Genomic DNA, 24,666 nt, shown 5'->3' with positions numbered 1-24,666 from the left:
TTGGAATGTTCGCAAAGATTAACGCTTTGAGAACTGAGGCGCACGACGAGCACCTTTAAGACCGTATTTCTTACGCTCTTTCATACGTGCATCACGAGTTAATAAACCTGCGCGCTTTAATGTTGGACGGAACTCAGGGTCAGCTTGAAGTAATGCGCGAGCAATACCGTGGCGGATTGCGCCAGCTTGACCAGTGTATCCACCGCCGCTTACGTTTACAAGAACATCATAGCTGCCTACAGTTTCAGTAGCTACTAATGGTTGTCTTACAACAACACGTAAAGCTTCAAATGGGATATAATCTTCGATTTCACGACCGTTAACTACAATTTTACCTGTGCCTGGAACTAGACGCACACGTGCGACTGAGCTCTTACGGCGACCAGTACCGATATATTGAACTTGTGCCAAGTTAATTCCCTCCCTTTAAATTATCCGCGAAGTTCGTAAACTTCAGGTTTTTGTGCTTGGTGCGGATGTTCGCTACCAGCATATACGTGTAATTTTTTAATTATTTGACGGCCAAGAGAATTCTTTGGAAGCATACCTTTAACAGCAAGCTCGATCATTTTCTCAGCATAGTTTGTACGCATTTCAAGAGCAGTTCTTTGCTTTAAACCACCAGGATGCATGCTGTGACGGTAGTAGATCTTGTCAGTTAATTTCTTTCCTGTTAGTTCTACTTTAGATGCATTAAGAATGATTACATTATCACCAGTGTCAACATGTGGTGTAAAAGTTGGTTTGTTTTTACCACGTAGAATTGATGCTACTTCAGAAGCAAGACGTCCAAGAGTTTTGCCCTCAGCATCAATCACGTACCATTTACGCTCGATATTGTTGGCATTTGCCATAAACGTTGTACGCATGAGTTTCCCTCCTAATTTAAATCCATTAAAGATTATTTTTTCGCACTTTCATAAAGCAGTTAATGTTTATTCTGTTCCGGGAATCAACATTAATGCCCTTGTGCGCTTAAGTTTTCTAATTCATATATTTTCAATCACGATGAAGACTTTCCGGGGCTTAATCGTGGGATTAAAAACACACACATATAATATAATAAATACTTTAGGTCTATATGTCAAGGGGATGTTACACCTGGTTGGGTTGTTTTATTAAAAGAAAAGCGGAAGCGCCTTGGTCAGCCCCGACAGGCAAATGTTCTTCGGCAAGAAAAGTCCGCACTTTGACTTTTATTGCCGAAGGTTATTTGACCCGAGGGGCTAGGCGCTGCAGCTGGACATTAATAAAACACTTCCCATAGGTATAGTCCGTGCGCTGGAGCTGTTTTTCCTGCCAGGCGGCGATCTTTTTTTTCTAGAATCGCAGGGATGTCTTCAGGGTCTCGTTCACTTGCCCCTACTTCAAGCAAAGTACCTACCAAAATACGAACCATATTATACAAAAAACCGTTTCCGACAAAGCGAATCGTAAGCTGGTCATCTTCCAGCAAAAAATCAATTGCTTTAACGGTTCGTATTTTATCTTCTACTTCTGTTCTTGCAGAACAAAAGCTAGTAAAGTCATGGGTACCAAGGAAATATTTACTTGCTTTCCTCATAGCTTCTATATTGAGACGATAGGGGTACCGATAGGCAAAGACCCTCTGAAAAGGATCCCTTTTTGAAGATAAGTGCAGCACATAGCGATACTCTTTTCCTATCGCATCAAACCGGGAATGAAAACCGTCGTTCACTTTTTTAACCGAAAGAATTGAAATATCCTGTGGCAACATCGAATTTAGTGCGATTTCCCAACGATCCTCAGCAATAGGCAAGGGAGAATCAAAATGAATTACCTGTCCCTTGGCATGAACGCCTGCATCTGTTCGTCCAGAGCCTGCAACCTTCACAGAGGTGCCCTTATGCATTTTTGCTAAGACAGCTTCTATTTCTCGTTGTACAGTCCTCTTATTTGGTTGTACTTGATACCCGGAGAAACCCGAGCCATCATAGGATATAATGCATTTGTATCTTTGCATAATTTCGCTCCATTATGAACGTAATAAGATTAAAAAAATGGTTAATGCACCTAGTAGTACTAATTGCAAAGAATCGCCCAAGTGCCACTCTAACTGCCTGTATTTTGTTCTTCCTTCGCCACCGCGGTATCCTCTTGCTTCCATCGCTATGGCCAGTTCTTCAGCACGTTTAAAGGAGCTGACAAACAACGGAATAAGAAGCGGGATGACTGCCTTAATCCGCTCCATAAATGGACCACTTGAAAACTCAACGCCACGGGCCATTTGAGCCTTCATGATTTTGTCTGTTTCCTGCATTAATGTTGGGATGAAACGTAAGGAAATAGACATCATTAAAGCCATTTCATGGACAGGAAAATGTACCTTTTTTAATGGATGTAAAAGAGTTTCTAGTCCATCTGTAATTTCAATAGGAGTGGTTGTTAAAGTTAACAACGAAGTCATTAAAATTAAGAAGAAGAAGCGTAAAGAAATAAAGATCCCCTGTCTGACACCTTCTTCGTATATTTTAATAGGTCCCCAATGATACAAAAGGTCACCTTGTTTCGTAAAGAACAATTGTAAGGCTAAGGTAAAGAGTACAAGCCATAGAACCGGTTTCAGCCCAATATATAAGAAACGAACAGGAATACGGGCCAAACCAAGCATGAAAAAGGTATAAATCCCTATAAGTGCATAAGTAACTGCATTATTTGCTAAGAAGATAACACATACAAATAAAAAGATAACCAGCAATTTAGATCGAGGGTCCATTTTGTGGATAAGAGAATCGGCAGGAACATAGCGGCCAAATATCATTTTCTCCATCATGAGCGGACACCTCTTTTTAACGCTTCAGTAACTGCTTCTGACAACTCATCTATTGATAAATACATTTTATCGAGTTTTACACCCATCTTCTCTTCAAGCTTTAGCTGGAAACGAACCACTTCTGGAACATCTAATCCCATTTGTACCAACTGGGCAGGCGCAGAGAAGATTTCTTCTGGTGTTCCTTTATTTACTACTTTTCCTTGTTGCATGATGACAATCTGGTCTGCATATCTAGCCGCATCTTCCATACTATGTGTAACTAAAATAGTGGATAGATTTCTTTCCTCGTGAAGTGTATAAAACATATCCATAATTTCTTTCCGGCCGCGTGGGTCAAGTCCTGCGGTAGGTTCATCTAGCACAATAACATCTGGTTCCATGGCCAACACACCAGCAATCGCGACTCGACGCATTTGTCCACCAGATAGATCAAAAGGAGATTTTTCTAATACCTCTTCCCCTAGTCCTACCTGTTTCAAGGCAAGGCGCGCCCGCTTTTTTGCCTCAGTTTCAGAAACACCAAAATTAAGCGGACCAAAAATAATATCCTTTTCTACTGTTTCTTCAAAAAGCTGATGTTCCGGAAATTGAAAAACGATGCCTACCTTTTGCCGTACTTGTTTTAAATTCTTATTTTTTTGCTGTGCTCTAATTTCATGTTCCCCAATCTTAACCGTTCCATTAGTTGGTTGTAAAAGGGCATTTAAGTGCTGTAGAACCGTTGACTTGCCAGAACCAGTATGACCGATTATTGCCAAGTATGTTCCCGATGGAATATCGATAGATACATCCTCAATCGCTAGATGTTCAAAAGGAGTGTTTGCTTGATAACGGTATTCTATATGTTGAAGCGAGATATCCATAGCTCTGTCACCAACTCTTCTTCCGATAAATAATGCTTGGATAGGTCAATCCCTTTTTGACGAAAAGCTTTGCTCATTTTAACCGAGAAAGGAATATCCAATCCTAATTGAATCAACTGCTCGTCCATTGAAAAAATCTCTTCAGGTACTCCTTCACGAAAGACCTCACCTTTATTCATAACAATAATGCGATCTGCTTTTGCTGCCTCTTCTAGGTCATGGGTTATAGAGATAACAGTTAATGACTTTTCTTCTTTTAATACTCTAACCGTCTCTAAAACCTCCTCACGACCTCTTGGATCAAGCATGGAGGTAGCCTCATCTAGAATAATAATAGAAGGTCTTAAGGCAAGTATGCCAGCAATCGCTACACGCTGCTTCTGTCCACCTGAAAGATGGTGGGGCTCTTGATATAGAAATTTATCCATTTTCACTTTCTTCAATGAATCTTCCACACGTTGGACCATTTCATCTCTAGGTATGCCATGATTTTCTAGACCAAAAGCCACATCATCCTGTACAGTTGTACCAACAAATTGGTTATCGGGATTTTGAAATACCATCCCTAATTTTTTACGGACATCCCAAATTGTTTCTTCATTCAAACCTATGCCGCATACCGTGATCTCGCCCTCTTGTGGGAATTGTAACCCATTAAGGAGCTTTGCCATAGTAGACTTACCAGAGCCATTATGACCGACGATGGCCAGCCATTCACCTTCATAGATATCGAATGTAACATTATTAAGTGCGTAGCGTTCTTGTCCTTCATATTGAAAGGAAACTCCCTTAAGTGAAACAATTGATTCGTTCATTGTAATTCCTCCTCTCGACTAACATACTAAACTAAGCTCTACTAAGACAATATTTTTACATATAAAAAAAGCCCGCACCTCGTCCCCGGGCAGCAATTACTACGGCTGCAAAAAAGGAATTTCGATAAAGAAATGGGAGGAGGTGCATGAGCTAGACGAGACGTGAAAAAGAAAACAAAAGTGAATATGAATCGTTTTCAATCCCAGGGGGTATTAAACCCTTCATGCTCCTACACGTAGGAGTCACGCTCATCATAACACTCGTTTGGCTTGGGTTGAACAATATATTCTCTTACAGAAAAAGGGCAAAGAACAAGTTTGTTTGTAAACTGTCCAGCGCCCTTGTTGTCTGTTAAAAGGTATTAAACTAACTCGATAATAACCATTGGTGCACCGTCACCGCGGCGAGGTCCAAGTTTCATAATACGAGTATATCCACCTTGACGCTCTTGATAACGTGGAGCGATATCAGCGAAAAGTTTTTGTACAGCATCTTGACCATTTTCAGCATTAGCAACTTCATTACGAACGTAAGAAGCAGCTTGACGACGAGCATGTAAATCGCCGCGTTTACCTAAAGTGATCATCTTTTCAACAGTCACACGAAGTTCTTTCGCGCGAGTTTCTGTTGTTTCGATGCGCTCGTTGATAATTAAATCTGTAGTTAAATCACGTAGCATAGCTTTACGCTGTGCACTTGTGCGTCCTAACTTTCTGTATGCCATGAAGGGTTCCCTCCTTTGTTGAAGTCATTAAACGGATCGTAAGCAGCGTTTGAACTAGTCGTCCTTACGCAAACCTAATCCAAGCTCTTCTAGTTTCGCCTTCACTTCTTCGAGTGATTTGCGGCCTAAGTTACGAACCTTCATCATATCTTCTTCAGTCTTATTAGCTAATTCCTGAACAGTGTTGATTCCAGCACGCTTTAAGCAGTTATAAGAACGAACAGAAAGGTCTAGTTCTTCAATAGTCATTTCAAGAACTTTTTCTTTTTGATCTTCTTCTTTTTCAATCATGATTTCAGCATTTTGAGCTTCATCAGTTAACCCAACGAAAATGTTCAAATGCTCGGTCAAAATTTTCGAACCAAGAGCAATCGCTTCTTTTGGCCCAGTGCTTCCATCTGTCCAAACATCAAGCGTTAGCTTATCAAAATTTGTCATTTGACCTACGCGGGTATTTTCTACCTGATAGGACACACGAGAAACTGGTGTAAAGATTGAGTCAATTGGAATCACACCTATTGGTTGATCTTCTCTCTTGTTCAGTTCAGCCGGTGTGTAACCACGACCGCGTCTTGCAGTTAAGCGCATGCGAAGATGACCATTTGAAGCTAATGTAGCAATATGAAGGTCTGGATTTAAGATCTCAACATCACTATCATGAGTGATATTGCTAGCTTTAACAGGTCCTTCACCCTGAACATCAATCTCAAGTGTTTTTTCTTCGTCAGAGTAGATTTTTAAAGCTAATTTCTTAATGTTTAAAATGATGGATGTTACATCCTCTACGACGCCTTCAATTGTTGAGAACTCATGAAGTACCCCATCGACCTGAATCGATGTAACAGCGGCACCTGGGAGTGAAGATAATAGGATACGACGTAAGGAGTTACCCAAAGTGGTACCATATCCACGCTCAAGTGGCTCTACGACGAACTTCCCGTACTTGGCATCATCGTTGATCTCAACCGTTTCGATTTTTGGTTTTTCTATTTCGATCATCAAATAACCCTCCTTCAAAACGTCGAAACTTCAACTAGTTTTATTTACTAATTGAAATTCCCCCATGTATACGTTCCCGTTTTGTGCACAACAACTGGAATAAATTCTCTGTATGAACTCTAAAAAATTAGTATCATATCCATTATAGACGCATGATACAACTTCTATACAGAAAAATTAAACACGACGGCGTTTTGGTGGACGGCATCCATTATGAGGAACAGGTGTAACGTCTTTGATTGCAGTTACGTCAAGACCAGCAGCTTGAAGTGCACGGATAGCAGCTTCACGGCCTGCACCAGGTCCTTTAACTGTAACTTCTAAAGTTTTCATACCATGTTCGATAGATGTCTTTGCTGCAGTTTCAGCTGCCATTTGCGCTGCGAATGGAGTAGATTTACGAGAACCTTTAAATCCAAGCGCACCAGCACTTGACCATGAAATTGCATTACCATGAACATCAGTGATTGTTACGATCGTATTGTTAAAAGTTGAACGGATATGAGCGATCCCAGATTCAATATTCTTTTTAACACGACGTTTACGTGTATTAGTTTTACGTGCCATTTAAATAACCTCCTTTGCCGATTACTTCTTCTTGTTCGCAACAGTCTTACGAGGACCTTTGCGTGTACGAGCGTTGTTTTTCGTATTTTGTCCACGAACCGGTAAACCACGACGATGACGTAATCCGCGGTAGCAGCCGATTTCCATTAAACGCTTAATGTTAAGAGAAATTTCACGGCGAAGATCACCTTCAACTTTTAATTTGTCGATGATGTCACGGATTTTGTTTAATTCGTCTTCTGTTAAATCACGCACACGAGTATTTTCAGAAACACCTGCATCTGCTAATACTTTTTGTGCAGTATTTTTACCAATACCATAAATGTAAGTTAAAGAGATAACTACACGCTTTTCACGTGGAATATCTACACCAGCAATACGTGCCATATTTTAGCGCACCTCCTTCAGATTAACCTTGTTTTTGTTTATGTTTAGGGTTTTCACAGATAACCATAACTTTTCCGCGTCTACGGATAACTTTGCACTTTTCGCAGATCGGTTTAACAGATGGTCTTACTTTCATTATCCTAACCTCCTTAATGGTACGGAGTGCAAGCTGATTATTTAAAGCGGTAAGTAATTCTTCCGCGTGTTAAGTCATATGGAGAAAGCTCAACAGTCACCTTGTCACCCGGAAGGATTCGAATGAAGTGCATTCGAATTTTGCCAGAAACATGAGCTAGCACAGTATGACCATTTTCTAATTCTACCTTAAACATTGCATTTGGCAAAGTTTCAATTACTTTACCTTCAATTTCGATTACATCATCTTTGGCCATCGGTCTCGTCTCCCTTCTCTATTCAGAATAGCGTTCGCCAATACATAGTAGGGCGCATTGGGTCAATTCTTCATACGTAATCCTGCAACCTTACAATTTTAACATAATGAGTAGCATTCTGTCCTCTAGTAACTATTACAAATTACAAATATTTCGGATTAGAATGGGTCTAGTAATAAAATACTAAATTTTAGTTAATATTTCAAAACCTGTTTCAGTGATCGCAATCGTGTGCTCAAAATGCGCACAAAATTTCCCATCCACTGTAACAACCGTCCAATCGTCAGCCAATGTTTTTACATACCGGCTTCCGGCATTCACCATCGGTTCAATTGCAAGGACCATACCAGGCTTTAATACAGGACCTTTGTTTGGTGGACCAAAATGAGGAATATCTGGATCCTCATGTAAGTCTTGCCCTACTCCGTGCCCTACATACTCACGTACAATAGAAAAGCCATTTGCTTCCACATACTTTTGTATCGCATGGGAGATGTTCGAGAGTCGCTCGCCCGGTTTAGCTTCCTTCAAGCCTTGATAAAGTGATTCCTCTGTTACGTCGAGTAGACGTTGGGAATTTTCATCAATCTTACCTACAGCATAGGTCCAAGCTGAATCACCATGATAACCATTATATTTAGCACCGATATCGATACTAATGATATCGCCCTCATGAAGGACGCGGTCACCAGGAATTCCATGAACAAGTTCATTGTTCACACTTGTACAAATACTGCCGCGAAAACCATTATACCCTTTAAACGAAGGAATAGCATCCTTGCTGAGGATAAACTCTTCAGCAATTCTGTCCAATTCACGCGTTGTCATACCTGGAGCGATATGTTTCTTTAACTCCTGATGAGTCAAAGCAACTATTCGACCAGCTTCCCGCATGATGTCAATTTCCTTAGGGGTTTTACAAATGATCATTCAGCTAAGCCCCCAAGTAATTCCTCGATATCAATAAGTACTTTACTAATATCTTGTTGACCATCAATTGTGCGTAAATAACCCTTATCCTCATAAAAAGCTAATAATGGTGCAGATTGCTCGATGTTAACGTCTAAGCGATTTTGAACTGTTTCTGCATTATCATCTGCTCTTTGGTACAGCTCCCCGCCACAGCGGTCGCAGACACCCTCTTTTGCAGGAGGATTAAAAACTAGATGATAAGTAGAGCCACAGTCCCTGCAAATCCGTCTTCCAGTCAAACGATCCATTAAAATACTTTTATCCACGTCGATATTAATCACATAGTCAATCTTTTTAGTTAGATCAGCTAATAGATTCTCTAACGCTTCTGCTTGTGGTACAGTCCTAGGAAAGCCGTCTAGTAAGAATCCCTTCTGACAGTCATCTTTACTTAAACGTTCACGTACAATGCCGATTGTTACTTCATCAGGAACAAGTTCGCCTTTGTCCATGAAAGATTTAGCTTGTAACCCTAGTTCGGTTCCTTCTTTCATCGCTGCACGGAACATATCTCCAGTAGAGATATGAGGGATGCCGTATTTTTCGACGATTCGTTCAGCTTGAGTACCTTTACCTGCACCAGGTAGCCCCATTAAAACTAAATTCACACGTGTTCCCCCTCGTGCTATAAATAGGTTTTAGGGAACAATAGTCCCCAAAACCATTACTTTATAAATCCTTTATAATGACGTTTAACCAGTTGAGCTTCAAGCTGTTTGTACGTGTCAAGCGCAACGCCGACAACGATCAAAAGACTAGTTCCTCCAATTTGAGCCGATTGCGGTAAGTTCGCTATTTTAATAAAAATAGTTGGAAGTACTGCAATGATGGTTAAGAAGATCGCACCAACAAAAGTTAATCGATATAATACGCGAGTTAAGTATTCCTGCGTGCTCTTACCAGGACGGATTCCTGGGATGTAGCCGCTTTGCTTCTGTAAGTTCTCCGCTGCTTGTTCAGGGTTAACTTGGATAAAAGCATAGAAATAAGTGAACGCGATTATTAATACTGCATATAGCGTCATCCCAATTGGATGAGAATAATCTAGGTTTCTGTTAATCCAAAGCGTTACATCATTTGTTGGAAAAAATGATGCAACTGTTCTTGGTGTTACAATGAATGAAACTGCGAAGATGACAGGGATTACACCTGCAGCGTTAACTTTTAACGGCATGTGAGTTGACTGTCCTCCAACAGGATTCTTTCCTGCAACAACACGTTTTGCATATTGAATTGGAATTTTACGATTGGCTTGTTGGATGAAAATAACACCAACAACAATTGCAATAATAGCGAGTACTATTAATACAACAGTTACAATACGTATAAATAAGGCATCTCCTGCGTTTTCAAATTGCTGAACATAAATTTGATTAATGGTTGAAGGCATACCAGCTACGATCCCTGCAAAGATGATAATGGAAATACCATTTCCAACACCCTTTTCAGTGATCTGCTCACCTAACCACATCAAGAAAGATGTACCAGCAGTAAGTGTAACGGCAATCAGTAGATACGTACCAATTCCAGGACTTTCAATCAAACGGCCACTTGCTAAGTTATTAAAGCCGTATGACATACCTAATGCTTGGATAAATCCAAGCACAACAGTGAAATAGCGAGTGAATTGAGCAATCTTCCGACGCCCAGATTCACCTTGCTTGGACCATTCCGTAAATTTAGGAACAACGTCCATTTGTAACAACTGAATGATAATGGAAGCTGTGATATACGGCATAATACCCATTGCAAAGATGGAAAATTGTTTCAATGCTCCACCGCCAAAGGTATTTAAAATACCGAAAACACTAAGCTTATCCTGACTAGCAAGTACATCAGCATTAACATTCGGTACAGGAATAAATGTACCTAGTCGAAAGACGACTAGCATTAAGAGGGTGAATAAGATCTTACGTCGTATATCACCCACGCGCATAAAATTGGAGATTGTCTGGAACATTAGATCACCTCAGTAGTTCCACCAGCAGCTTCGATCGCTTCCTTAGCAGCAGAGGAGAATTTGTGAGCTTTTACAGTCAACTTTTTCTCTACGTTCCCTTTAGCAAGAATCTTGATTCCTGCTTTTTCGTTACTTACAACGCCTGTTTCGATAAGAAGTTCTGGAGTAACTTCTGTACCTTCTTCAAAGCGATTTAATGCATCAAGATTGACAACAGCATATTCTTTGCGGCTGACATTAGTAAATCCGCGTTTTGGTAGACGACGGAATAAAGGTGTTTGACCACCTTCAAAACCTAAACGTACACCACCGCCTGAACGAGCATTTTGTCCTTTATGACCTTTACCCGCGGTCTTACCTTGACCAGAACCGATACCACGTCCTAAACGTTTACGCTCTTTACGAGAACCTTCGGCAGGTTTTAATTCATGAAGTTTCATATTGGCACCTCCTTATGAAAGAAAAGAATCAATTATTGTTCTTTAACTGTTACAAGGTGAGCAACTTTGTTAACCATACCGCGAATCGCAGCGTTATCTTGATGCTCAACTGTTTGATTTAGTTTACGTAAACCTAATGCAGTAACTGTCGCGCGTTGGTCCTCAGGGCGACCAATTACACTACGGTTGAGGGTAATTAAAAGTTTATTCGCCATTTGATTTCCCTCCTTATCCTAACAGTTCTTCTACTGATTTACCACGTAATTTAGCTACGTCTTCAGCGCGTTTTAATTGTTTTAAACCGTCAATAGTTGCACGAACCATGTTGATCGGTGTGTTAGTTCCTAATGATTTAGAAAGGATATCAGCAACTCCACCTAATTCAAGAACGGCACGAACTGGACCACCAGCGATAACTCCTGTACCTTCAGAAGCAGGTTTTAGAAGGATTTCACCAGCACCAAAGCGACCAATTACTTGGTGAGGAATTGTTGTTCCGACCATAGGTACTTCGATTAAGTTTTTCTTTGCATCTTCGATGGCTTTACGAATAGCATCAGGTACTTCTTGTGCTTTACCAGTACCGAAACCAACGTGACCGTTTTTATCGCCTACAACAACAAGGGCTGTGAAGCGGAAACGACGTCCACCTTTAACAACTTTCGCAACACGGTTAACCGTGACTACGCGTTCTTCTAGTTCAAGTTTGTTTGGATCAATACGACGCATCTTTTTGTGTCCCTCCTTTGTCTTTTAGAATTGTAAGCCGTTTTCACGGGCAGCATCAGCTAATGCTTTAATACGTCCATGGTATAGGTATCCGCCACGGTCAAAGACAATTGAAGTGATACCTTTTTCTACCGCACGTTTAGCGACTAATTCACCGATCTTTTGTGCAGCTTCAACGTTACTAGTAGATTCAAGACCGAAATCTTTTTCTTTAGTAGAAGCACTTGCTAAAGTTACTCCAGCCATGTCATCGATTAATTGAGCATAAATATGCTTATTTGAACGAAACACGTTTAGACGTGGACGAGCAGAAGTACCGCTAAGTTTCGCACGAACACGAGCATGTCTTTTCTTGCGAGTAGCGTTTTTATCTTGCTTCGTAATCATTTACGTCACTCCTTTCGTTTACCTATGCGGCATTACTTACCTGTTTTACCTTCTTTACGACGAACGTTTTCTCCTTCGTAACGGATTCCTTTACCTTTATAAGGCTCTGGAGGACGTACTCCGCGGATATTGGCAGCTAATGCACCAACACGTTCTTTATCAGTACCCTTTACAATAACTTTTGTATTAGCAGGTACTTCGATTTCAAGGCCAGCTTCAGGTTCAATTTCAACTGGGTGAGAATAACCTACGTTTAATACAAGCTTGTTACCTTGCTTTTGAGCACGATATCCAACCCCGATTAACTCAAGGTTTCTTGTAAATCCGTTGGAAACACCTTCAACCATGTTCGCAATCACTGCACGAGTTGTACCGTGCAACGCGCGGTGTTCTTTAACGTCAGATGGACGAGCGATCGTTACAACGTTCTCTTCAACGTTGATTGTGATATCAGGATTAAAAGTACGAGTTAATTCGCCTTTAGGTCCTTTAACAGTTACTGTACTACCGTTTAAAGTAACAGTAACACCTGCTGGAATTTCAATTGGTTTTTTTCCTACGCGAGACATTTAGTGCACCTCCATTCATTCAAAAACTCGATTACCAAACGTAAGCTAATACTTCTCCGCCGACTTGTTTTGCACGAGCTTCTTTATCTGTAATAACACCTTGTGATGTTGATACTAAAGCGATACCAAGACCGTTAAGAACGCGTGGTACCTCATTTGATTTAGCGTAAACTCGAAGTCCAGGCTTGCTTATGCGCTTAAGACCAGTAATAACACGTTCATTATTTGCACCGTATTTTAAGAAGATACGGATAATACCTTGTTTGTTGTCTTCGATAAATTCGACGTCACGTACGAAACCTTCGCGCTTTAAAATTTCAGCAATTTCTTTTTTCAGATTAGAAGCAGGCACTTCTAACTTTTCGTGACGTACCATGTTCGCATTACGAATGCGAGTAAGCATATCAGCAATTGGATCTGTCATGACCATTATTTTTACCTCCTTCCCAGACTTGGGTTTTACCAGCTAGCTTTTTTAACACCAGGAATTTGTCCTTTGTACGCTAATTCGCGGAAACAAATACGACAAAGCTTAAATTTACGGTATACAGAGTGTGGACGGCCACAACGTTCGCAGCGTGTATACTCTTGTACTGCATATTTAGGCGTGCGCTTTTGTTTCGCAATCATTGACTTTTTAGCCACGTTTTCGCCTCCATTATTTAACGATTACTTTTGGAATGGCATTCCAAATTGAGTTAAAAGTTCACGAGATTCTTCATCAGTGTTAGCAGTCGTTACGATAACGATATCCATACCACGAACTTTGGTTACTTTATCGTAATCAATTTCAGGGAAGATTAATTGTTCTTTAATTCCCAATGTATAGTTACCGCGACCATCGAAAGCTTTTTTAGAAACTCCACGGAAGTCACGTACACGAGGTAAAGAAACGGAAACTAATTTATCCAAGAATTCGTACATGCGCTCACCGCGAAGAGTAACTTTTGCACCGATTGGCATACCTTCACGAAGACGGAAGCCAGCGATAGACTTTTTCGCACGAGTTACTAATGGTTTTTGACCTGTGATAGTTGCAAGTTCTTCAACTGCATTATCAAGAGACTTAGCGTTCGCTACTGCGTCACCAACACCCATATTCACAACGATTTTTTCAAGTCTAGGAACTTCCATAACTGACTTATAGTTGAACTTGCTCATAAGAGCAGGAGTAACTTCTTTAACAAATTTTTCTTTTAGGCGGTTCACTTATTGTACCTCCCTTCTAAAATTTAAACTATTTATCTAAAACTTCACCGGATTTTGCTACGCGTACTTTTTTGCCATCAACCGCAGTGTAACCTACACGAGTTGGGTTACCTGATTTAGGATCGATAGGCATTACGTTTGATACATGAATAGGAGCCTCAAAACTGATAATTCCGCCTTGTGGATTCACTTGAGAAGGCTTAGCGTGTTTTTTAACAATGTTAACACCTTCAACTAGTACACGGCTTTCTTTAGGATAAGCAGCTAGGATTACTCCTGTTTTGCCTTTATCCTTACCAGAGATGACTCTTACTTTATCACCTTTTTTTACATGCATCTGTGCGCACCTCCTTAAAGGCAATTAAATTTGAAATTATAATACTTCTGGAGCTAAAGAGACAATTTTCATAAAGTTGTTATCGCGAAGTTCACGGGCAACTGGTCCGAAGATACGAGTTCCACGTGGGCTTTTGTCGTCTTTGATAATTACACATGCGTTTTCATCGAAACGGATGTAAGAACCATCATTACGGCGAGCACCGCTCTTTGTACGTACAATAACAGCTTTAACAACATCACCTTTTTTAACAACGCCACCTGGTGTTGCTTGTTTTACTGTACATACGATCACATCACCAATACCAGCAGTTTTGCGACCAGAACCTCCAAGAACTTTAATCGTAAGTACTTCACGAGCACCAGAGTTGTCAGCAACTTTTAAACGTGATTCTTGTTGAATCATGTGTGTAACCTCCCTTCGGAATGAACATAATCCGAACCATTAAATAATTACTGCTTTTTCTACTACTTCTACTAAACGGAAGCGTTTTGTAGCTGAAAGTGGGCGAGTTTCCATAATACGAACTACATCGCCAGTCTTAGCTTGGTTTTGCTCATCATGAGCCTTTAACTTTTTAGAGTACTTAACGCGTTTACCGTATAATGGATGCTTTTTATATGTTTCGACAAGAACAGTAACAGTCTTATCCATTTTGTCAGAAACTACGCGTCCTGTGTAAACTTTGCGTTGGTTACGTTCACTCATTGTGTGAACCTCCTCTCAATCATTACTTGTTAACGCTGATTTCTCTTTCACGAACAACTGTCTTCATGCGAGCAATCGATTTGCGTACTTCACGAATACGAGCTGTGTTTTCAAGTTGTCCTGTCGCCAATTGAAAGCGAAGGTTGAAAAGCTCTTCTTTTAAAGATTTTACTTTTTGTTCAATTTCAGCAGTGGTAAGGTCACGTAGTTCATTAGCTTTCACTTGATTCACCACCAATTTCTTCTCGTTTTACAAACTTACATTTAACAGGAAGTTTGTGCATTGCAAGTCGAAGTGCTTCACGTGCGATTTCTTCAGAAACGCCAGCAATTTCGAACATAATCTTTCCAGGTTTAACAACAGCTACCCAGCCTTCTGGAGCACCTTTACCGGAACCCATCCGCACTTCTAATGGCTTAGCAGTGTAAGGCTTGTGTGGGAAAATTTTAATCCAAACTTTACCGCCACGTTTCATGTAACGTGTCATCGCAATACGAGCAGCTTCGATTTGACGGTTTGTGATCCAAGAAGCTTCAAGTGCTTGTAGGCCGTATTCACCGAAAGTTACTTCAGTACCGCCTTTAGCGTTACCACGCATGTTACCACGGTGTTGACGGCGATATTTTACGCGTTTTGGCAATAACATGATTATTTGCCTCCTTCCGCATTTTTCTTCTTAGTAGGAAGGACTTCTCCCTTATAAATCCATACTTTTACGCCAAGCTTACCATATGTTGTATCAGCTTCAGCTGTAGCATAGTCGATATCAGCGCGAAGAGTATGAAGTGGAACAGTTCCCTCGCTGTAGTGTTCAGAACGAGCGATATCAGCGCCGCCAAGACGACCAGATACCATTGTTTTGATACCTTTCGCACCAGCACGCATAGCACGTTGAATAACTTGCTTTTGTGCACGACGGAAAGATACACGGTTTTCTAATTGACGAGCAATATTTTCAGCTACTAGTTTCGCATCAAGATCAGCTCTCTTAATTTCAAGAATGTTGATATGAACGCGTTTGCCAGTTAGTTGATTTAAAGCTTTACGAAGTGCTTCAACTTCAGTACCGCCTTTACCGATAACCATACCAGGTTTAGCTGTATGGATTGTAACATTCACACGGTTAGCAGCACGTTCGATTTCTACTTTAGAAACAGAAGCATCTTTTAAACGCTTCGTGATGTACTCACGAATTTTAAGGTCTTCGTGTAAAAGAGTAGCGAAGTCTTTACCTGCGTACCATTTAGATTCCCAATCACGGATGATTCCGATACGCAAACCGACTGGATTTACTTTTTGACCCACAGCTTATCCCTCCTTCTTTTCTGATAAAACGATTGTAATGTGGCTTGTGCGTTTGTTAATTTGGCTTGCACGGCCCATAGCGCGAGGACGGAAACGTTTTAGTGTCGGTCCTTCATCAACGAATGCTTGAGTAACAACTAGGTTATTAACGTCCATTTCGTAGTTGTGCTCAGCATTTGCCATAGCTGATTTTAATACTTTTTCTACGATTGGAGAAGCAGCCTTAGGAGTGAGATTTAAAATCGCCACCGCTTCACCAACTTGCTTTCCTCGGATTAAATCAACGACTAAACGTGCTTTACGAGGAGCAATACGAACTGTTCTTGCAACAGCTTTAGCTTGCATTTGGATGCCCTCCTCTCTTAACGTCTTGTTTTCTTATCATCGTTACCATGGCCTTTGTAAGCACGTGTTGGAGCGAATTCTCCAAGCTTGTGTCCTACCATGTCTTCAGTAACATAAACAGGCACATGTTTGCGACCATCATAAACTGCGATTGTGTGGCCGATAAATTGTGGGAAGATCGTAGAACGGCGAGACCAAGTTTTAATAACTTGTTTACTCTCAGTTTCATTTAACTTTTCGACCTTAACCATTAAATGATCATCAACAAATGGTCCTTTTTTCAAGCTGCGACCCATGAAGGAACCTCCCTTCGTGACTGTTCTACGGTTCTTTCTTTGAACCGTAGTTCAATCCCGTTATTTTTTACGACGACGTACAATAAACTTATCTGATTTGTTTTTCTTCTTACGGGTTTTGTAACCAAGAGTTGGTTTACCCCAAGGAGTCATTGGTGACTTACGTCCGATTGGTGAACGTCCTTCACCACCACCGTGTGGGTGATCGTTAGGGTTCATTACTGATCCACGTACAGTTGGGCGCTTGCCTAACCAACGAGAACGACCAGCTTTACCAATGTTAATAAGTTCGTGTTGTTCGTTACCTACTTGACCGATAGAAGCACGGCACTCAGCAAGGATCATACGAACTTCACCAGAAGTTAAACGTACAAGTACATATTTACCTTCTTTACCAAGTACTTGTGCAGATGTACCAGCAGAACGAACTAGCTGACCACCCTTACCTGGTTTTAATTCAATGTTGTGTACAACTGTACCAACAGGTATGTTTGCTAATGGAAGAGCGTTACCCACTTTAATATCAGCCTCAGGGCCTGACATTACTTCCATACCAACTTGTAGATTTTTAGGAGCTAAGATATAACGCTTTTCTCCATCCACATAGTTGATTAATGCAATATTTGCAGAACGGTTTGGATCGTACTCGATAGTAGCAACGCGTCCTGGAATGCCATCTTTGTTACGTTTGAAATCGATGATACGATATTGACGCTTATGGCCGCCACCTTGATGACGAACAGTTAACTTACCTTGGTTATTACGGCCGCCTTTTCTCGTTAATGGAGCTAATAGAGATTTCTCTGGAGTGCTAGTTGTGATTTCTGCGAAATCAGAAGTAGTCATTCCGCGACGACCATTAGAGGTAGGTTTGTACTTTTTAATCGCCATTTTATTTCCCTCCTCTCTTGTTAGGTTCTTATGCTTCAAAGAATTCGATTTCTTTGCTGTCAGCAGTTAATTTTACAATTGCCTTACGACGTTTGTTTGTGTATCCGCCGAATTTACCCATACGTTTGAATTTACCTTTATAGTTCATGATGTTTACTTTCTCAACTTCAACGCCGAAGATTTCTTTGATCGCATCTTTGACTTGTGTTTTGTTAGCTCTAACATCAACTTCGAACGTATATTTCTTTTCAGCCATTAGGTCAGTAGAACGCTCAGTGATAACGGGGCGCTTAATGATATCGCGTGCATCCATTATGCAAGCACCTCCTCTACTTTTTCAACCGCTGCTTTAGTCATGATTAATTGATCATGATTAACAACATCTAATACGTTAATGCCATTAGCTGTTACTACTGTTACACCAGGAATGTTACGAGCAGAAAGTGCTACGTTCTCATCTAGGTCAGCTGTAACGATCAAAGCTTTCTTCTCAACAGAAAGACCAGCTAATACAGCTTTAAAGTCCTTTGTCTTTGGAGCTTCGAATGCTAAGTTTTCTAATACTACAATGTTTTCTTCTAGAACTTTAGAAGATAACGCAGATTTAATCGCTAAGCGACGAACCTTTTTAGGCAATGTATAGCTGTAGCTGCGTGGTGTTGGACCGAATACAATCCCACCTCCGCGCCATTGTGGAGAACGAATTGACCCTTGACGTGCACGGCCAGTTCCTTTTTGACGCCATGGTTTACGACCACCGCCGCGTACTTCAGAACGAATTTTTGTTTTATGAGTACCTTGACGTAATGAAGCTCTTTGCATAACAATTGCTTCAAATAATACGTGTTGGTTAGGCTCAATACCAAAAACTGCTTCATTAAGTTCGATTTCACCAACTTGTGAACCGTTTTGGTTTAATAATGCTACTTTAGGCATTCCTTTGTTCCTCCTTTCTTAAAATCTATTTATGCTTTAACTGCACCTTTGATTTTTAGTAATGCTTTTTTAGCGCCTGGAACGTTACCTTTGATTAGAAGTAAGTTGCGTTCAACGTCAACTTTAATAACTTCAAGGTTTTGAACAGTAACTTGATCTCCACCCATGCGTCCTGGTAATAATTTACCTTTGAATACGCGGTTTGGAGCAACAGGTCCCATTGAACCAGGACGACGGTGATAACGAGAACCGTGAGCCATTGGGCCGCGAGATTGTCCGTGGCGCTTAATTACACCTTGGAAACCTTTACCCTTTGAGATTCCTGTTACATCTACGATTTCGCCTGCAGCGAAAATATCAACTTTGACTTCTTGACCAACTTCATATCCTGCTAAGTCGTCTCCGCGGAATTCGCGAATGAAGCGCTTAGGAGCAGTGTTTGCTTTAGCAACATGTCCTTTTTCAGGTTTGTTAGCTAACTTTTCACGTTTGTCTTCAAAACCAACTTGAACCGCAACATATCCGTCGCTATCAACTGATTTCTTTTGAAGAATTACGTTTGGAGCTACCTCAACCACAGTTACAGGGATTAAGTTGCCGTTTTCAGCAAATACTTGAGTCATACCAATCTTTCTTCCTAAGATTCCTTTGGTCATTTAAGTCACACCTCCTATAGAATGTTTGTTTATTTGGATTAAAGTTTAATTTCAATATCGACGCCAGATGGTAAGTCTAAACGCATTAACGCATCAACTGTTTGTGGAGTTGGGTTAACGATGTCGATTAGACGCTTATGTGTCCGTTGTTCGAATTGCTCACGTGAATCTTTGTACTTATGCACCGCACGAAGAATCGTGTAAATAGTTTTTTCAGTCGGTAACGGAATTGGACCAGATACAGCCGCACCAGAACGTTTTGCTGTTTCAACGATTTTTTCTGCAGATTGATCAAGGATTCTGTGATCATACGCTTTTAAACGGATACGAATTTTTTGTTTTGCCATTATTTTCCCTCCTTTATTCGCCTATTTTCAAAAATAGACATTCTCAGTGGAAATTTCCCTCACACACTCGCCATGGCAAAGCGGCCGGGTGTGTCAGCAACCTTCCACATCATCGCAGTCAAAGACCAACATTGTCTATTATACATAAAACATAAAAGAAACGCAACATCTATTAAGATTTTTTTCTTTATGTTTCTGTCCTGAACACTTTTCTTATTATAGCGGCTGAAAAATACTTTTTCAACACAAATTATCATTCTCCAATAATATCCTAATTAGAAAAGCGGAAACGCCTTGATCAGCCCCGATAAAGAAGACTGGTCGATTGGCAAGCGGAGCGCAGACAGAGACCTATACACACTTATGCGTACAAAAGGCGTTAGCCCTTTGTAGCCAGGCAAATGTTCTTCGGCAATAAAAGTCCGCCTTTTGACTTTTATTGCCGAAGGTTATTTGACCCGAGGGGCTAGGCGTTGGAGCTGGACAGTTTTCAAAGTTTATTTTCATATATATTTATATAGAAGAAACTCGATTTATATCTATCTGAAGACACAAAAAAGCAGATGGATCGTCATCCATCTGCTTTTATTATTAAGAATTACTCAGTGATTGTAGTGATTGAACCTGAACCTACTGTACGTCCACCCTCACGGATAGAGAACTTTGTTCCTTCTTCGATTGCGATTGGAGCGATAAGTTCAACAGTCATTTCGATATGGTCACCAGGCATTACCATTTCAGTTCCTTCTGGAAGATTACAGATACCAGTAATATCAGAAGTACGGAAATAGAATTGTGGGCGGTAGTTAGTGAAGAATGGAGTGTGACGTCCACCTTCTTCTTTTGATAATACATAAACTTGTGCTTTAAACTTTGTGTGTGGAGTGATTGACTTTGGTTTAGCCAATACTTGACCACGTTCGATATCTTCACGTGCTACACCACGAAGAAGTGCACCGATGTTGTCACCAGCTTCAGCGAAATCAAGAAGCTTACGGAACATTTCTACACCTGTTACAGTTGTAGATTTTGGCTCTTCAGTGAAACCTACGATTTCAACTACGTCACCAACTTTAACTACACCACGCTCAACACGTCCTGTAGCAACAGTTCCACGACCAGTGATTGAGAATACGTCCTCAACTGGCATCATGAAAGGCTTGTCAGTGTCACGAGTTGGAGTTGGGATGAATTCGTCAACAGCAGTCATAAGTTCAAGAACTTTCTCTTCCCAAGCTGCTTCACCTTCTAATGCTTTAAGAGCAGAACCTTTGATAACTGGAGTGTCATCGCCAGGGAAATCGTATTCTGATAATAGGTCACGAATTTCCATTTCTACTAATTCAAGAAGTTCTTCGTCATCAACCATATCACACTTGTTCATGAATACAACAAGGTAAGGTACGCCTACCTGACGAGAAAGAAGGATGTGCTCACGAGTTTGTGGCATTGGACCATCAGTAGCAGATACTACTAAGATACCGCCGTCCATTTGTGCAGCACCAGTGATCATGTTTTTAACATAGTCAGCGTGTCCTGGGCAGTCTACGTGTGCGTAGTGACGTGCGTCAGTTTCATATTCAACGTGTGCAGTAGAGATTGTGATACCACGCTCTTTTTCTTCTGGAGCACCGTCGATTTGATCGTATGCACGAGCTTCTGCTTTACCTGATTTTGCAAGTACAGAAGTGATTGCAGCAGTTAAAGTAGTTTTACCATGGTCAACGTGTCCGATTGTACCAATGTTAACGTGTGGCTTTGAACGGTCGAATTTAGCTTTTGCCATTTGGAAAATCCTCCTTTGGATTATAAAAGTTTAAGTATATTAGGTAGAAACTGCGAATATGTTTGTCCATATTTCACAGTTTCTATTCTTACATAAGTAGTTATACTTTAAACAAAGGTGAAAATCAATTATTCACCTTTATTTTTTTTGATAATTTCTTCAGAAACTGATTTTGGAACTTCTTCATAGTGATCGAAGTGCATAGAGAATACTCCACGTCCTTGAGTACTTGAACGAAGTGCAGTTGCATAACCAAACATTTCTGAAAGTGGAACCATTGCACGAACTACTTGTGCGTTACCACGAGCTTCCATACCTTCAACGCGGCCACGACGTGCAGTGATTTGTCCCATGATATCCCCTAGGTATTCTTCAGGGATTACAACTTCAACCCTCATCATAGGTTCAAGGATAACTGGGCTACACTTAGACGCAGCGTTTTTAAGTGCCATTGAAGCGGCAATCTTAAACGCCATCTCAGATGAGTCAACATCATGGTAAGAACCGTCAAATAGACGAGCTTTAATATCAACTAATGGATATCCAGCAAGAACTCCACGATCAAGTGAATCTTCTAGACCAGCTTGAACAGCCGGGATGTATTCACGAGGAACAACACCACCAACGATTCCGTTTACGAATTCAAATCCTTTACCTTCATCATTAGGTGAGAATTCAATCCAAACGTGACCATATTGTCCACGACCACCAGATTGACGTGCAAATTTACCTTCAACTTGTGCAGAAGCACGGAAAGTTTCGCGATATGCAACCTGAGGCGCACCTACATTTGCTTCGACCTTAAATTCACGACGCATACGGTCAACGATGATATCTAGGTGAAGTTCACCCATACCAGCGATGATTACTTGTCCAGTTTCCTGGTCAGTGTGCGCACGGAATGTCGGATCTTCTTCTTGAAGCTTTTGTAGAGCAGTTGTCATTTTGTCTTGGTCAGCTTTTGACTTAGGTTCTACTGAAAGTTGAATTACAGGCTCTGGGAATTGCATTGACTCAAGGATAACAGGGTTTTTGTCATCACATAGAGTATCTCCAGTAGTTGTATCTTTCAGACCTACAGCCGCAGCGATGTCACCAGCAAAAACCTTAGAGATTTCTTGACGGCTGTTCGCGTGCATTTGTAGAATTCGTCCGATACGCTCACGCTTGCCTTTAGTTGAGTTCTGAACATATGATCCAGATTCTAAAGTACCAGAGTAAACGCGGAAGAACGTTAATTTACCAACATATGGGTCAGTCATAACTTTAAATGCAAGAGCAGAGAATGGCTCTTCATCGCTAGAATGACGTTCGATAAATTCTTCTTCATCATCAACAGCGTGTCCTTTGATTGCAGGAACATCTAGTGGAGATGGAAGGTAATCAATAACGGCATCTAGCATTAACTGAACACCTTTGTTTTTGAAAGCTGATCCACAGATTACAGGATAGAATTCAACGTTAACTGTACCTTTACGAATACCTGCTTTTAGCTCTTCTTTAGTGAGTTCTTCCCCACCTAGGTACTTTTCCATTAACTCTTCATCTAATTCAGCTACTGCTTCAACTAGCTTTTCGCGATATTCTTCAGCTTGCGCCATATATTCTTCTGGGATTTCACGAACTTCAATATCAGTTCCTAAATCGTTACCATAGAATACAGCATTCATTTCCACAAGGTCAATGATAGCTTCAAATTCATCTTCAGCACCGATTGGTAACTGAATTGGATGTGCATTCGCTTGTAAACGGTCATGTATTGTACCTACTGAGTATAAGAAGTCGGCTCCAATTTTGTCCATTTTATTTACGAATACAACACGTGGTACACCGTAAGTTGTTGCTTGACGCCAAACTGTTTCAGTTTGAGGCTCAACACCAGACTGTGCATCTAGTACAGCTACCGCACCATCAAGTACACGTAGGGAACGTTCAACTTCAACCGTGAAGTCTACGTGTCCTGGTGTGTCGATGATGTTTACGCGGTGGCCTTTCCATTGTGCAGTTGTTGCTGCGGAAGTGATTGTGATTCCGCGTTCTTGCTCCTGCTCCATCCAGTCCATCTGAGAAGCGCCTTCATGTGTTTCACCGATTTTATGAATCTTACCAGTGTAATAAAGAACACGCTCAGTGGTAGTCGTTTTACCGGCATCGATGTGAGCCATGATACCGATATTACGTGTGTTTGCTAAGGAGAACTCTCTTGCCATTTGGTCTTTCTCCTTCCTAGTTTGGAATGAAATTTTATATATTGAAGGTTAGATTACCAACGATAGTGAGCAAACGCTTTGTTTGCTTCTGCCATTTTGTGTGTATCTTCACGCTTCTTAACAGATGCACCAGTGTTGTTAGCTGCATCCATGATTTCATTAGCTAAACGCTCTTCCATCGTCTTTTCACCGCGAAGACGAGCGTAGTTTACTAACCAACGAAGACCAAGAGTTGTACGGCGATCAGGACGCACCTCAACTGGTACTTGGTAGTTTGCACCACCTACACGGCGAGCCTTAACTTCTAATACAGGCATGATGTTTTTCATAGCTGCTTCAAAAGTTTCCATTGGCTCTTTGCCAGTACGTTCGCGAATAGTATCAAACGCAGAGTAAAGAATTTCTTGTGACTTACCTCTTTTACCGTCAACCATCATTTTGTTGATTAAACGAGTAACTAATTTTGAATTGTAAAGCGGATCTGGTAACACGTCTCTTTTTGCTACAGGACCTTTACGTGGCATATTTTTTCCTCCTTTCAAAGAAGCTTTTATTAAAGTTATTATTATTTCTTAGCTGCTTTTGGTCTCTTAGTACCATATTTTGAGCGACCTTGCATACGGTTGTTTACACCAGCAGTATCAAGAGCTCCACGTACGATGTGATAACGTACCCCTGGTAAGTCTTTTACACGTCCTCCACGAATAAGAACAACGCTGTGCTCTTGAAGATTGTGTCCGATACCAGGAATGTATGCAGTCACCTCGATACCATTTGTCAAACGTACACGAGCATATTTACGTAACGCTGAGTTTGGTTTCTTTGGTGTCATTGTACCAACACGAGTACATACTCCACGTTTTTGTGGTGAAGATACATTAGTTTGTGATTTCTTGAAGCTGTTATAACCTTTGTTTAGCGCAGGTGATTTTGACTTTTCCTCTTTTGATTGACGAGGCTTGCGCACTAGTTGGTTAATAGTAGGCATGTATTTTTCCTCCCTTCATTAATTGTAAGCCCACACATCCAGGTGGTTC

General features: G+C 40.8%; 40 protein-coding genes. All 40 read right to left on the bottom strand.

All coding sequences use genetic code 11. The features are described from left to right. Positions 1-18: 18 nt before the first annotated feature. Positions 19-411 (bottom strand): 30S ribosomal protein S9, encoded by a 393-nt coding sequence (gene rpsI, locus AC3A54_RS22735; protein ID WP_098533175.1) that lies wholly within the window; start codon positions 409-411, stop codon positions 19-21. 20 nt (positions 412-431) lie between these two features. Then, positions 432-869, bottom strand: a complete 438-nt coding sequence (gene rplM, locus AC3A54_RS22730; RefSeq protein ID WP_308081545.1) for a 50S ribosomal protein L13 — start codon at positions 867-869, stop codon at positions 432-434. A 377-nt stretch (positions 870-1,246) separates the two neighbouring features. Then, the gene (gene truA / locus AC3A54_RS22725; RefSeq protein WP_487656312.1) at positions 1,247-1,984 is read right to left on the bottom strand and encodes a tRNA pseudouridine(38-40) synthase TruA; all 738 of its coding nucleotides are present in this window, start codon (positions 1,982-1,984) and stop codon (positions 1,247-1,249) included. Between the two features lie 12 nt (positions 1,985-1,996). After that, on the bottom strand, positions 1,997-2,794 hold the full coding sequence (locus AC3A54_RS22720; RefSeq protein ID WP_487656311.1) for an energy-coupling factor transporter transmembrane component T family protein: 798 nt from the start codon (positions 2,792-2,794) through the stop codon (positions 1,997-1,999). Beyond that, on the bottom strand, positions 2,791-3,660 hold the full coding sequence (locus AC3A54_RS22715; RefSeq protein ID WP_487656310.1) for an energy-coupling factor ABC transporter ATP-binding protein: 870 nt from the start codon (positions 3,658-3,660) through the stop codon (positions 2,791-2,793). Before AC3A54_RS22715 ends, AC3A54_RS22720 begins: the two co-directional genes overlap by 4 nt. After that, complete coding sequence (locus tag AC3A54_RS22710) at positions 3,636-4,475, bottom strand: energy-coupling factor ABC transporter ATP-binding protein (RefSeq protein ID WP_487656309.1); 840 nt, start codon at positions 4,473-4,475, stop codon at positions 3,636-3,638. Before AC3A54_RS22710 ends, AC3A54_RS22715 begins: the two co-directional genes overlap by 25 nt. A gap of 362 nt (positions 4,476-4,837) precedes the next feature. After that, positions 4,838-5,200 (bottom strand): 50S ribosomal protein L17, encoded by a 363-nt coding sequence (rplQ, locus tag AC3A54_RS22705; protein ID WP_307282758.1) that lies wholly within the window; start codon positions 5,198-5,200, stop codon positions 4,838-4,840. A 54-nt stretch (positions 5,201-5,254) separates the two neighbouring features. Further along, positions 5,255-6,199 (bottom strand): DNA-directed RNA polymerase subunit alpha, encoded by a 945-nt coding sequence (locus AC3A54_RS22700; protein WP_308081550.1) that lies wholly within the window; start codon positions 6,197-6,199, stop codon positions 5,255-5,257. A 177-nt stretch (positions 6,200-6,376) separates the two neighbouring features. Then, the gene (rpsK, locus tag AC3A54_RS22695; RefSeq protein ID WP_335545777.1) at positions 6,377-6,766 is read right to left on the bottom strand and encodes a 30S ribosomal protein S11; all 390 of its coding nucleotides are present in this window, start codon (positions 6,764-6,766) and stop codon (positions 6,377-6,379) included. 21 nt (positions 6,767-6,787) lie between these two features. After that, positions 6,788-7,153, bottom strand: a complete 366-nt coding sequence (gene rpsM / locus AC3A54_RS22690) for a 30S ribosomal protein S13 (RefSeq protein WP_133371731.1) — start codon at positions 7,151-7,153, stop codon at positions 6,788-6,790. Between the two features lie 22 nt (positions 7,154-7,175). Further along, complete coding sequence (gene rpmJ / locus AC3A54_RS22685; protein WP_000868344.1) at positions 7,176-7,289, bottom strand: 50S ribosomal protein L36; 114 nt, start codon at positions 7,287-7,289, stop codon at positions 7,176-7,178. A gap of 37 nt (positions 7,290-7,326) precedes the next feature. Next, a complete protein-coding gene (infA, locus tag AC3A54_RS22680) occupies positions 7,327-7,545 on the bottom strand; it encodes a translation initiation factor IF-1 (RefSeq protein ID WP_007085268.1) in 219 nt (72 codons plus the stop codon). A 183-nt stretch (positions 7,546-7,728) separates the two neighbouring features. Then, a complete protein-coding gene (gene map / locus AC3A54_RS22675; RefSeq protein WP_335545779.1) occupies positions 7,729-8,475 on the bottom strand; it encodes a type I methionyl aminopeptidase in 747 nt (248 codons plus the stop codon). After that, positions 8,472-9,125 carry an adenylate kinase gene (locus AC3A54_RS22670; protein WP_487656308.1) on the bottom strand — a complete coding sequence of 218 codons (654 nt, stop codon included), beginning with the start codon at positions 9,123-9,125 and terminating at the stop codon, positions 8,472-8,474. The genes map and AC3A54_RS22670 overlap by 4 nt, the downstream gene beginning before the upstream one ends. A 56-nt stretch (positions 9,126-9,181) precedes the next feature. Then, positions 9,182-10,477, bottom strand: coding sequence for a preprotein translocase subunit SecY (secY, locus tag AC3A54_RS22665; RefSeq protein WP_308081554.1), 1,296 nt, complete (start codon positions 10,475-10,477; stop codon positions 9,182-9,184). After that, a complete protein-coding gene (gene rplO / locus AC3A54_RS22660; protein ID WP_308081555.1) occupies positions 10,477-10,917 on the bottom strand; it encodes a 50S ribosomal protein L15 in 441 nt (146 codons plus the stop codon). The genes secY and rplO overlap by 1 nt, the downstream gene beginning before the upstream one ends. 32 nt (positions 10,918-10,949) lie before the next feature. Next, a complete protein-coding gene (gene rpmD / locus AC3A54_RS22655) occupies positions 10,950-11,132 on the bottom strand; it encodes a 50S ribosomal protein L30 (protein WP_308081556.1) in 183 nt (60 codons plus the stop codon). 13 nt (positions 11,133-11,145) lie between these two features. Beyond that, positions 11,146-11,646, bottom strand: a complete 501-nt coding sequence (rpsE, locus tag AC3A54_RS22650; protein ID WP_309856938.1) for a 30S ribosomal protein S5 — start codon at positions 11,644-11,646, stop codon at positions 11,146-11,148. 24 nt (positions 11,647-11,670) lie between these two features. Beyond that, positions 11,671-12,033 carry a 50S ribosomal protein L18 gene (gene rplR / locus AC3A54_RS22645; RefSeq protein WP_308081557.1) on the bottom strand — a complete coding sequence of 121 codons (363 nt, stop codon included), beginning with the start codon at positions 12,031-12,033 and terminating at the stop codon, positions 11,671-11,673. Between the two features lie 32 nt (positions 12,034-12,065). Then, entirely contained in the window at positions 12,066-12,602 is a 537-nt protein-coding gene (gene rplF / locus AC3A54_RS22640) for a 50S ribosomal protein L6 (protein ID WP_308081558.1), read from the bottom strand. A 31-nt stretch (positions 12,603-12,633) separates the two neighbouring features. Then, positions 12,634-13,032, bottom strand: coding sequence for a 30S ribosomal protein S8 (gene rpsH / locus AC3A54_RS22635; protein WP_283921071.1), 399 nt, complete (start codon positions 13,030-13,032; stop codon positions 12,634-12,636). Positions 13,033-13,061: 29 nt separating this feature from the next. Further along, positions 13,062-13,247 carry a type Z 30S ribosomal protein S14 gene (locus AC3A54_RS22630; protein WP_034676107.1) on the bottom strand — a complete coding sequence of 62 codons (186 nt, stop codon included), beginning with the start codon at positions 13,245-13,247 and terminating at the stop codon, positions 13,062-13,064. A 24-nt stretch (positions 13,248-13,271) separates the two neighbouring features. After that, entirely contained in the window at positions 13,272-13,811 is a 540-nt protein-coding gene (gene rplE / locus AC3A54_RS22625; protein ID WP_308081559.1) for a 50S ribosomal protein L5, read from the bottom strand. 28 nt (positions 13,812-13,839) lie between these two features. Then, a complete protein-coding gene (rplX, locus tag AC3A54_RS22620) occupies positions 13,840-14,148 on the bottom strand; it encodes a 50S ribosomal protein L24 (protein ID WP_308081560.1) in 309 nt (102 codons plus the stop codon). A gap of 36 nt (positions 14,149-14,184) precedes the next feature. After that, positions 14,185-14,553 carry a 50S ribosomal protein L14 gene (rplN, locus tag AC3A54_RS22615; RefSeq protein ID WP_308081561.1) on the bottom strand — a complete coding sequence of 123 codons (369 nt, stop codon included), beginning with the start codon at positions 14,551-14,553 and terminating at the stop codon, positions 14,185-14,187. A gap of 39 nt (positions 14,554-14,592) precedes the next feature. Then, on the bottom strand, positions 14,593-14,856 hold the full coding sequence (gene rpsQ / locus AC3A54_RS22610; RefSeq protein ID WP_308081562.1) for a 30S ribosomal protein S17: 264 nt from the start codon (positions 14,854-14,856) through the stop codon (positions 14,593-14,595). 22 nt (positions 14,857-14,878) lie between these two features. Then, on the bottom strand, positions 14,879-15,079 hold the full coding sequence (gene rpmC, locus AC3A54_RS22605) for a 50S ribosomal protein L29 (protein WP_040203247.1): 201 nt from the start codon (positions 15,077-15,079) through the stop codon (positions 14,879-14,881). Further along, entirely contained in the window at positions 15,069-15,503 is a 435-nt protein-coding gene (gene rplP / locus AC3A54_RS22600; RefSeq protein WP_307282803.1) for a 50S ribosomal protein L16, read from the bottom strand. Before rplP ends, rpmC begins: the two co-directional genes overlap by 11 nt. A 2-nt stretch (positions 15,504-15,505) precedes the next feature. Further along, a complete protein-coding gene (gene rpsC, locus AC3A54_RS22595) occupies positions 15,506-16,162 on the bottom strand; it encodes a 30S ribosomal protein S3 (RefSeq protein WP_308081563.1) in 657 nt (218 codons plus the stop codon). A gap of 3 nt (positions 16,163-16,165) precedes the next feature. After that, complete coding sequence (gene rplV, locus AC3A54_RS22590; RefSeq protein ID WP_308081564.1) at positions 16,166-16,507, bottom strand: 50S ribosomal protein L22; 342 nt, start codon at positions 16,505-16,507, stop codon at positions 16,166-16,168. A 17-nt stretch (positions 16,508-16,524) separates the two neighbouring features. After that, the gene (rpsS, locus tag AC3A54_RS22585; protein ID WP_026565526.1) at positions 16,525-16,803 is read right to left on the bottom strand and encodes a 30S ribosomal protein S19; all 279 of its coding nucleotides are present in this window, start codon (positions 16,801-16,803) and stop codon (positions 16,525-16,527) included. Positions 16,804-16,863: 60 nt separating this feature from the next. Continuing rightward, positions 16,864-17,694, bottom strand: coding sequence for a 50S ribosomal protein L2 (rplB, locus tag AC3A54_RS22580; protein WP_308081565.1), 831 nt, complete (start codon positions 17,692-17,694; stop codon positions 16,864-16,866). Positions 17,695-17,722: 28 nt separating this feature from the next. Next, the gene (rplW, locus tag AC3A54_RS22575; RefSeq protein WP_308081566.1) at positions 17,723-18,007 is read right to left on the bottom strand and encodes a 50S ribosomal protein L23; all 285 of its coding nucleotides are present in this window, start codon (positions 18,005-18,007) and stop codon (positions 17,723-17,725) included. Beyond that, complete coding sequence (gene rplD / locus AC3A54_RS22570) at positions 18,007-18,630, bottom strand: 50S ribosomal protein L4 (protein WP_308081567.1); 624 nt, start codon at positions 18,628-18,630, stop codon at positions 18,007-18,009. The genes rplW and rplD overlap by 1 nt, the downstream gene beginning before the upstream one ends. Before the next feature lie 29 nt (positions 18,631-18,659). Next, positions 18,660-19,286 carry a 50S ribosomal protein L3 gene (gene rplC, locus AC3A54_RS22565; protein ID WP_308081568.1) on the bottom strand — a complete coding sequence of 209 codons (627 nt, stop codon included), beginning with the start codon at positions 19,284-19,286 and terminating at the stop codon, positions 18,660-18,662. A gap of 38 nt (positions 19,287-19,324) precedes the next feature. Continuing rightward, positions 19,325-19,633 (bottom strand): 30S ribosomal protein S10, encoded by a 309-nt coding sequence (gene rpsJ / locus AC3A54_RS22560; protein ID WP_066094693.1) that lies wholly within the window; start codon positions 19,631-19,633, stop codon positions 19,325-19,327. 598 nt (positions 19,634-20,231) lie between these two features. After that, positions 20,232-21,419, bottom strand: a complete 1,188-nt coding sequence (tuf, locus tag AC3A54_RS22555; RefSeq protein WP_308081569.1) for an elongation factor Tu — start codon at positions 21,417-21,419, stop codon at positions 20,232-20,234. Positions 21,420-21,547: 128 nt separating this feature from the next. Continuing rightward, on the bottom strand, positions 21,548-23,629 hold the full coding sequence (fusA, locus tag AC3A54_RS22550) for an elongation factor G (protein WP_308081570.1): 2,082 nt from the start codon (positions 23,627-23,629) through the stop codon (positions 21,548-21,550). Positions 23,630-23,682: 53 nt separating this feature from the next. After that, a complete protein-coding gene (rpsG, locus tag AC3A54_RS22545; RefSeq protein ID WP_308081571.1) occupies positions 23,683-24,153 on the bottom strand; it encodes a 30S ribosomal protein S7 in 471 nt (156 codons plus the stop codon). A gap of 41 nt (positions 24,154-24,194) precedes the next feature. Beyond that, positions 24,195-24,617 (bottom strand): 30S ribosomal protein S12, encoded by a 423-nt coding sequence (gene rpsL / locus AC3A54_RS22540; RefSeq protein WP_026565517.1) that lies wholly within the window; start codon positions 24,615-24,617, stop codon positions 24,195-24,197. Positions 24,618-24,666 lie beyond the last annotated feature (49 nt).

This window comes from Neobacillus sp. Soil_C_43 (genome assembly GCF_057656715.1).
This window is presented reverse-complemented; position numbering and strand designations above follow the sequence as displayed.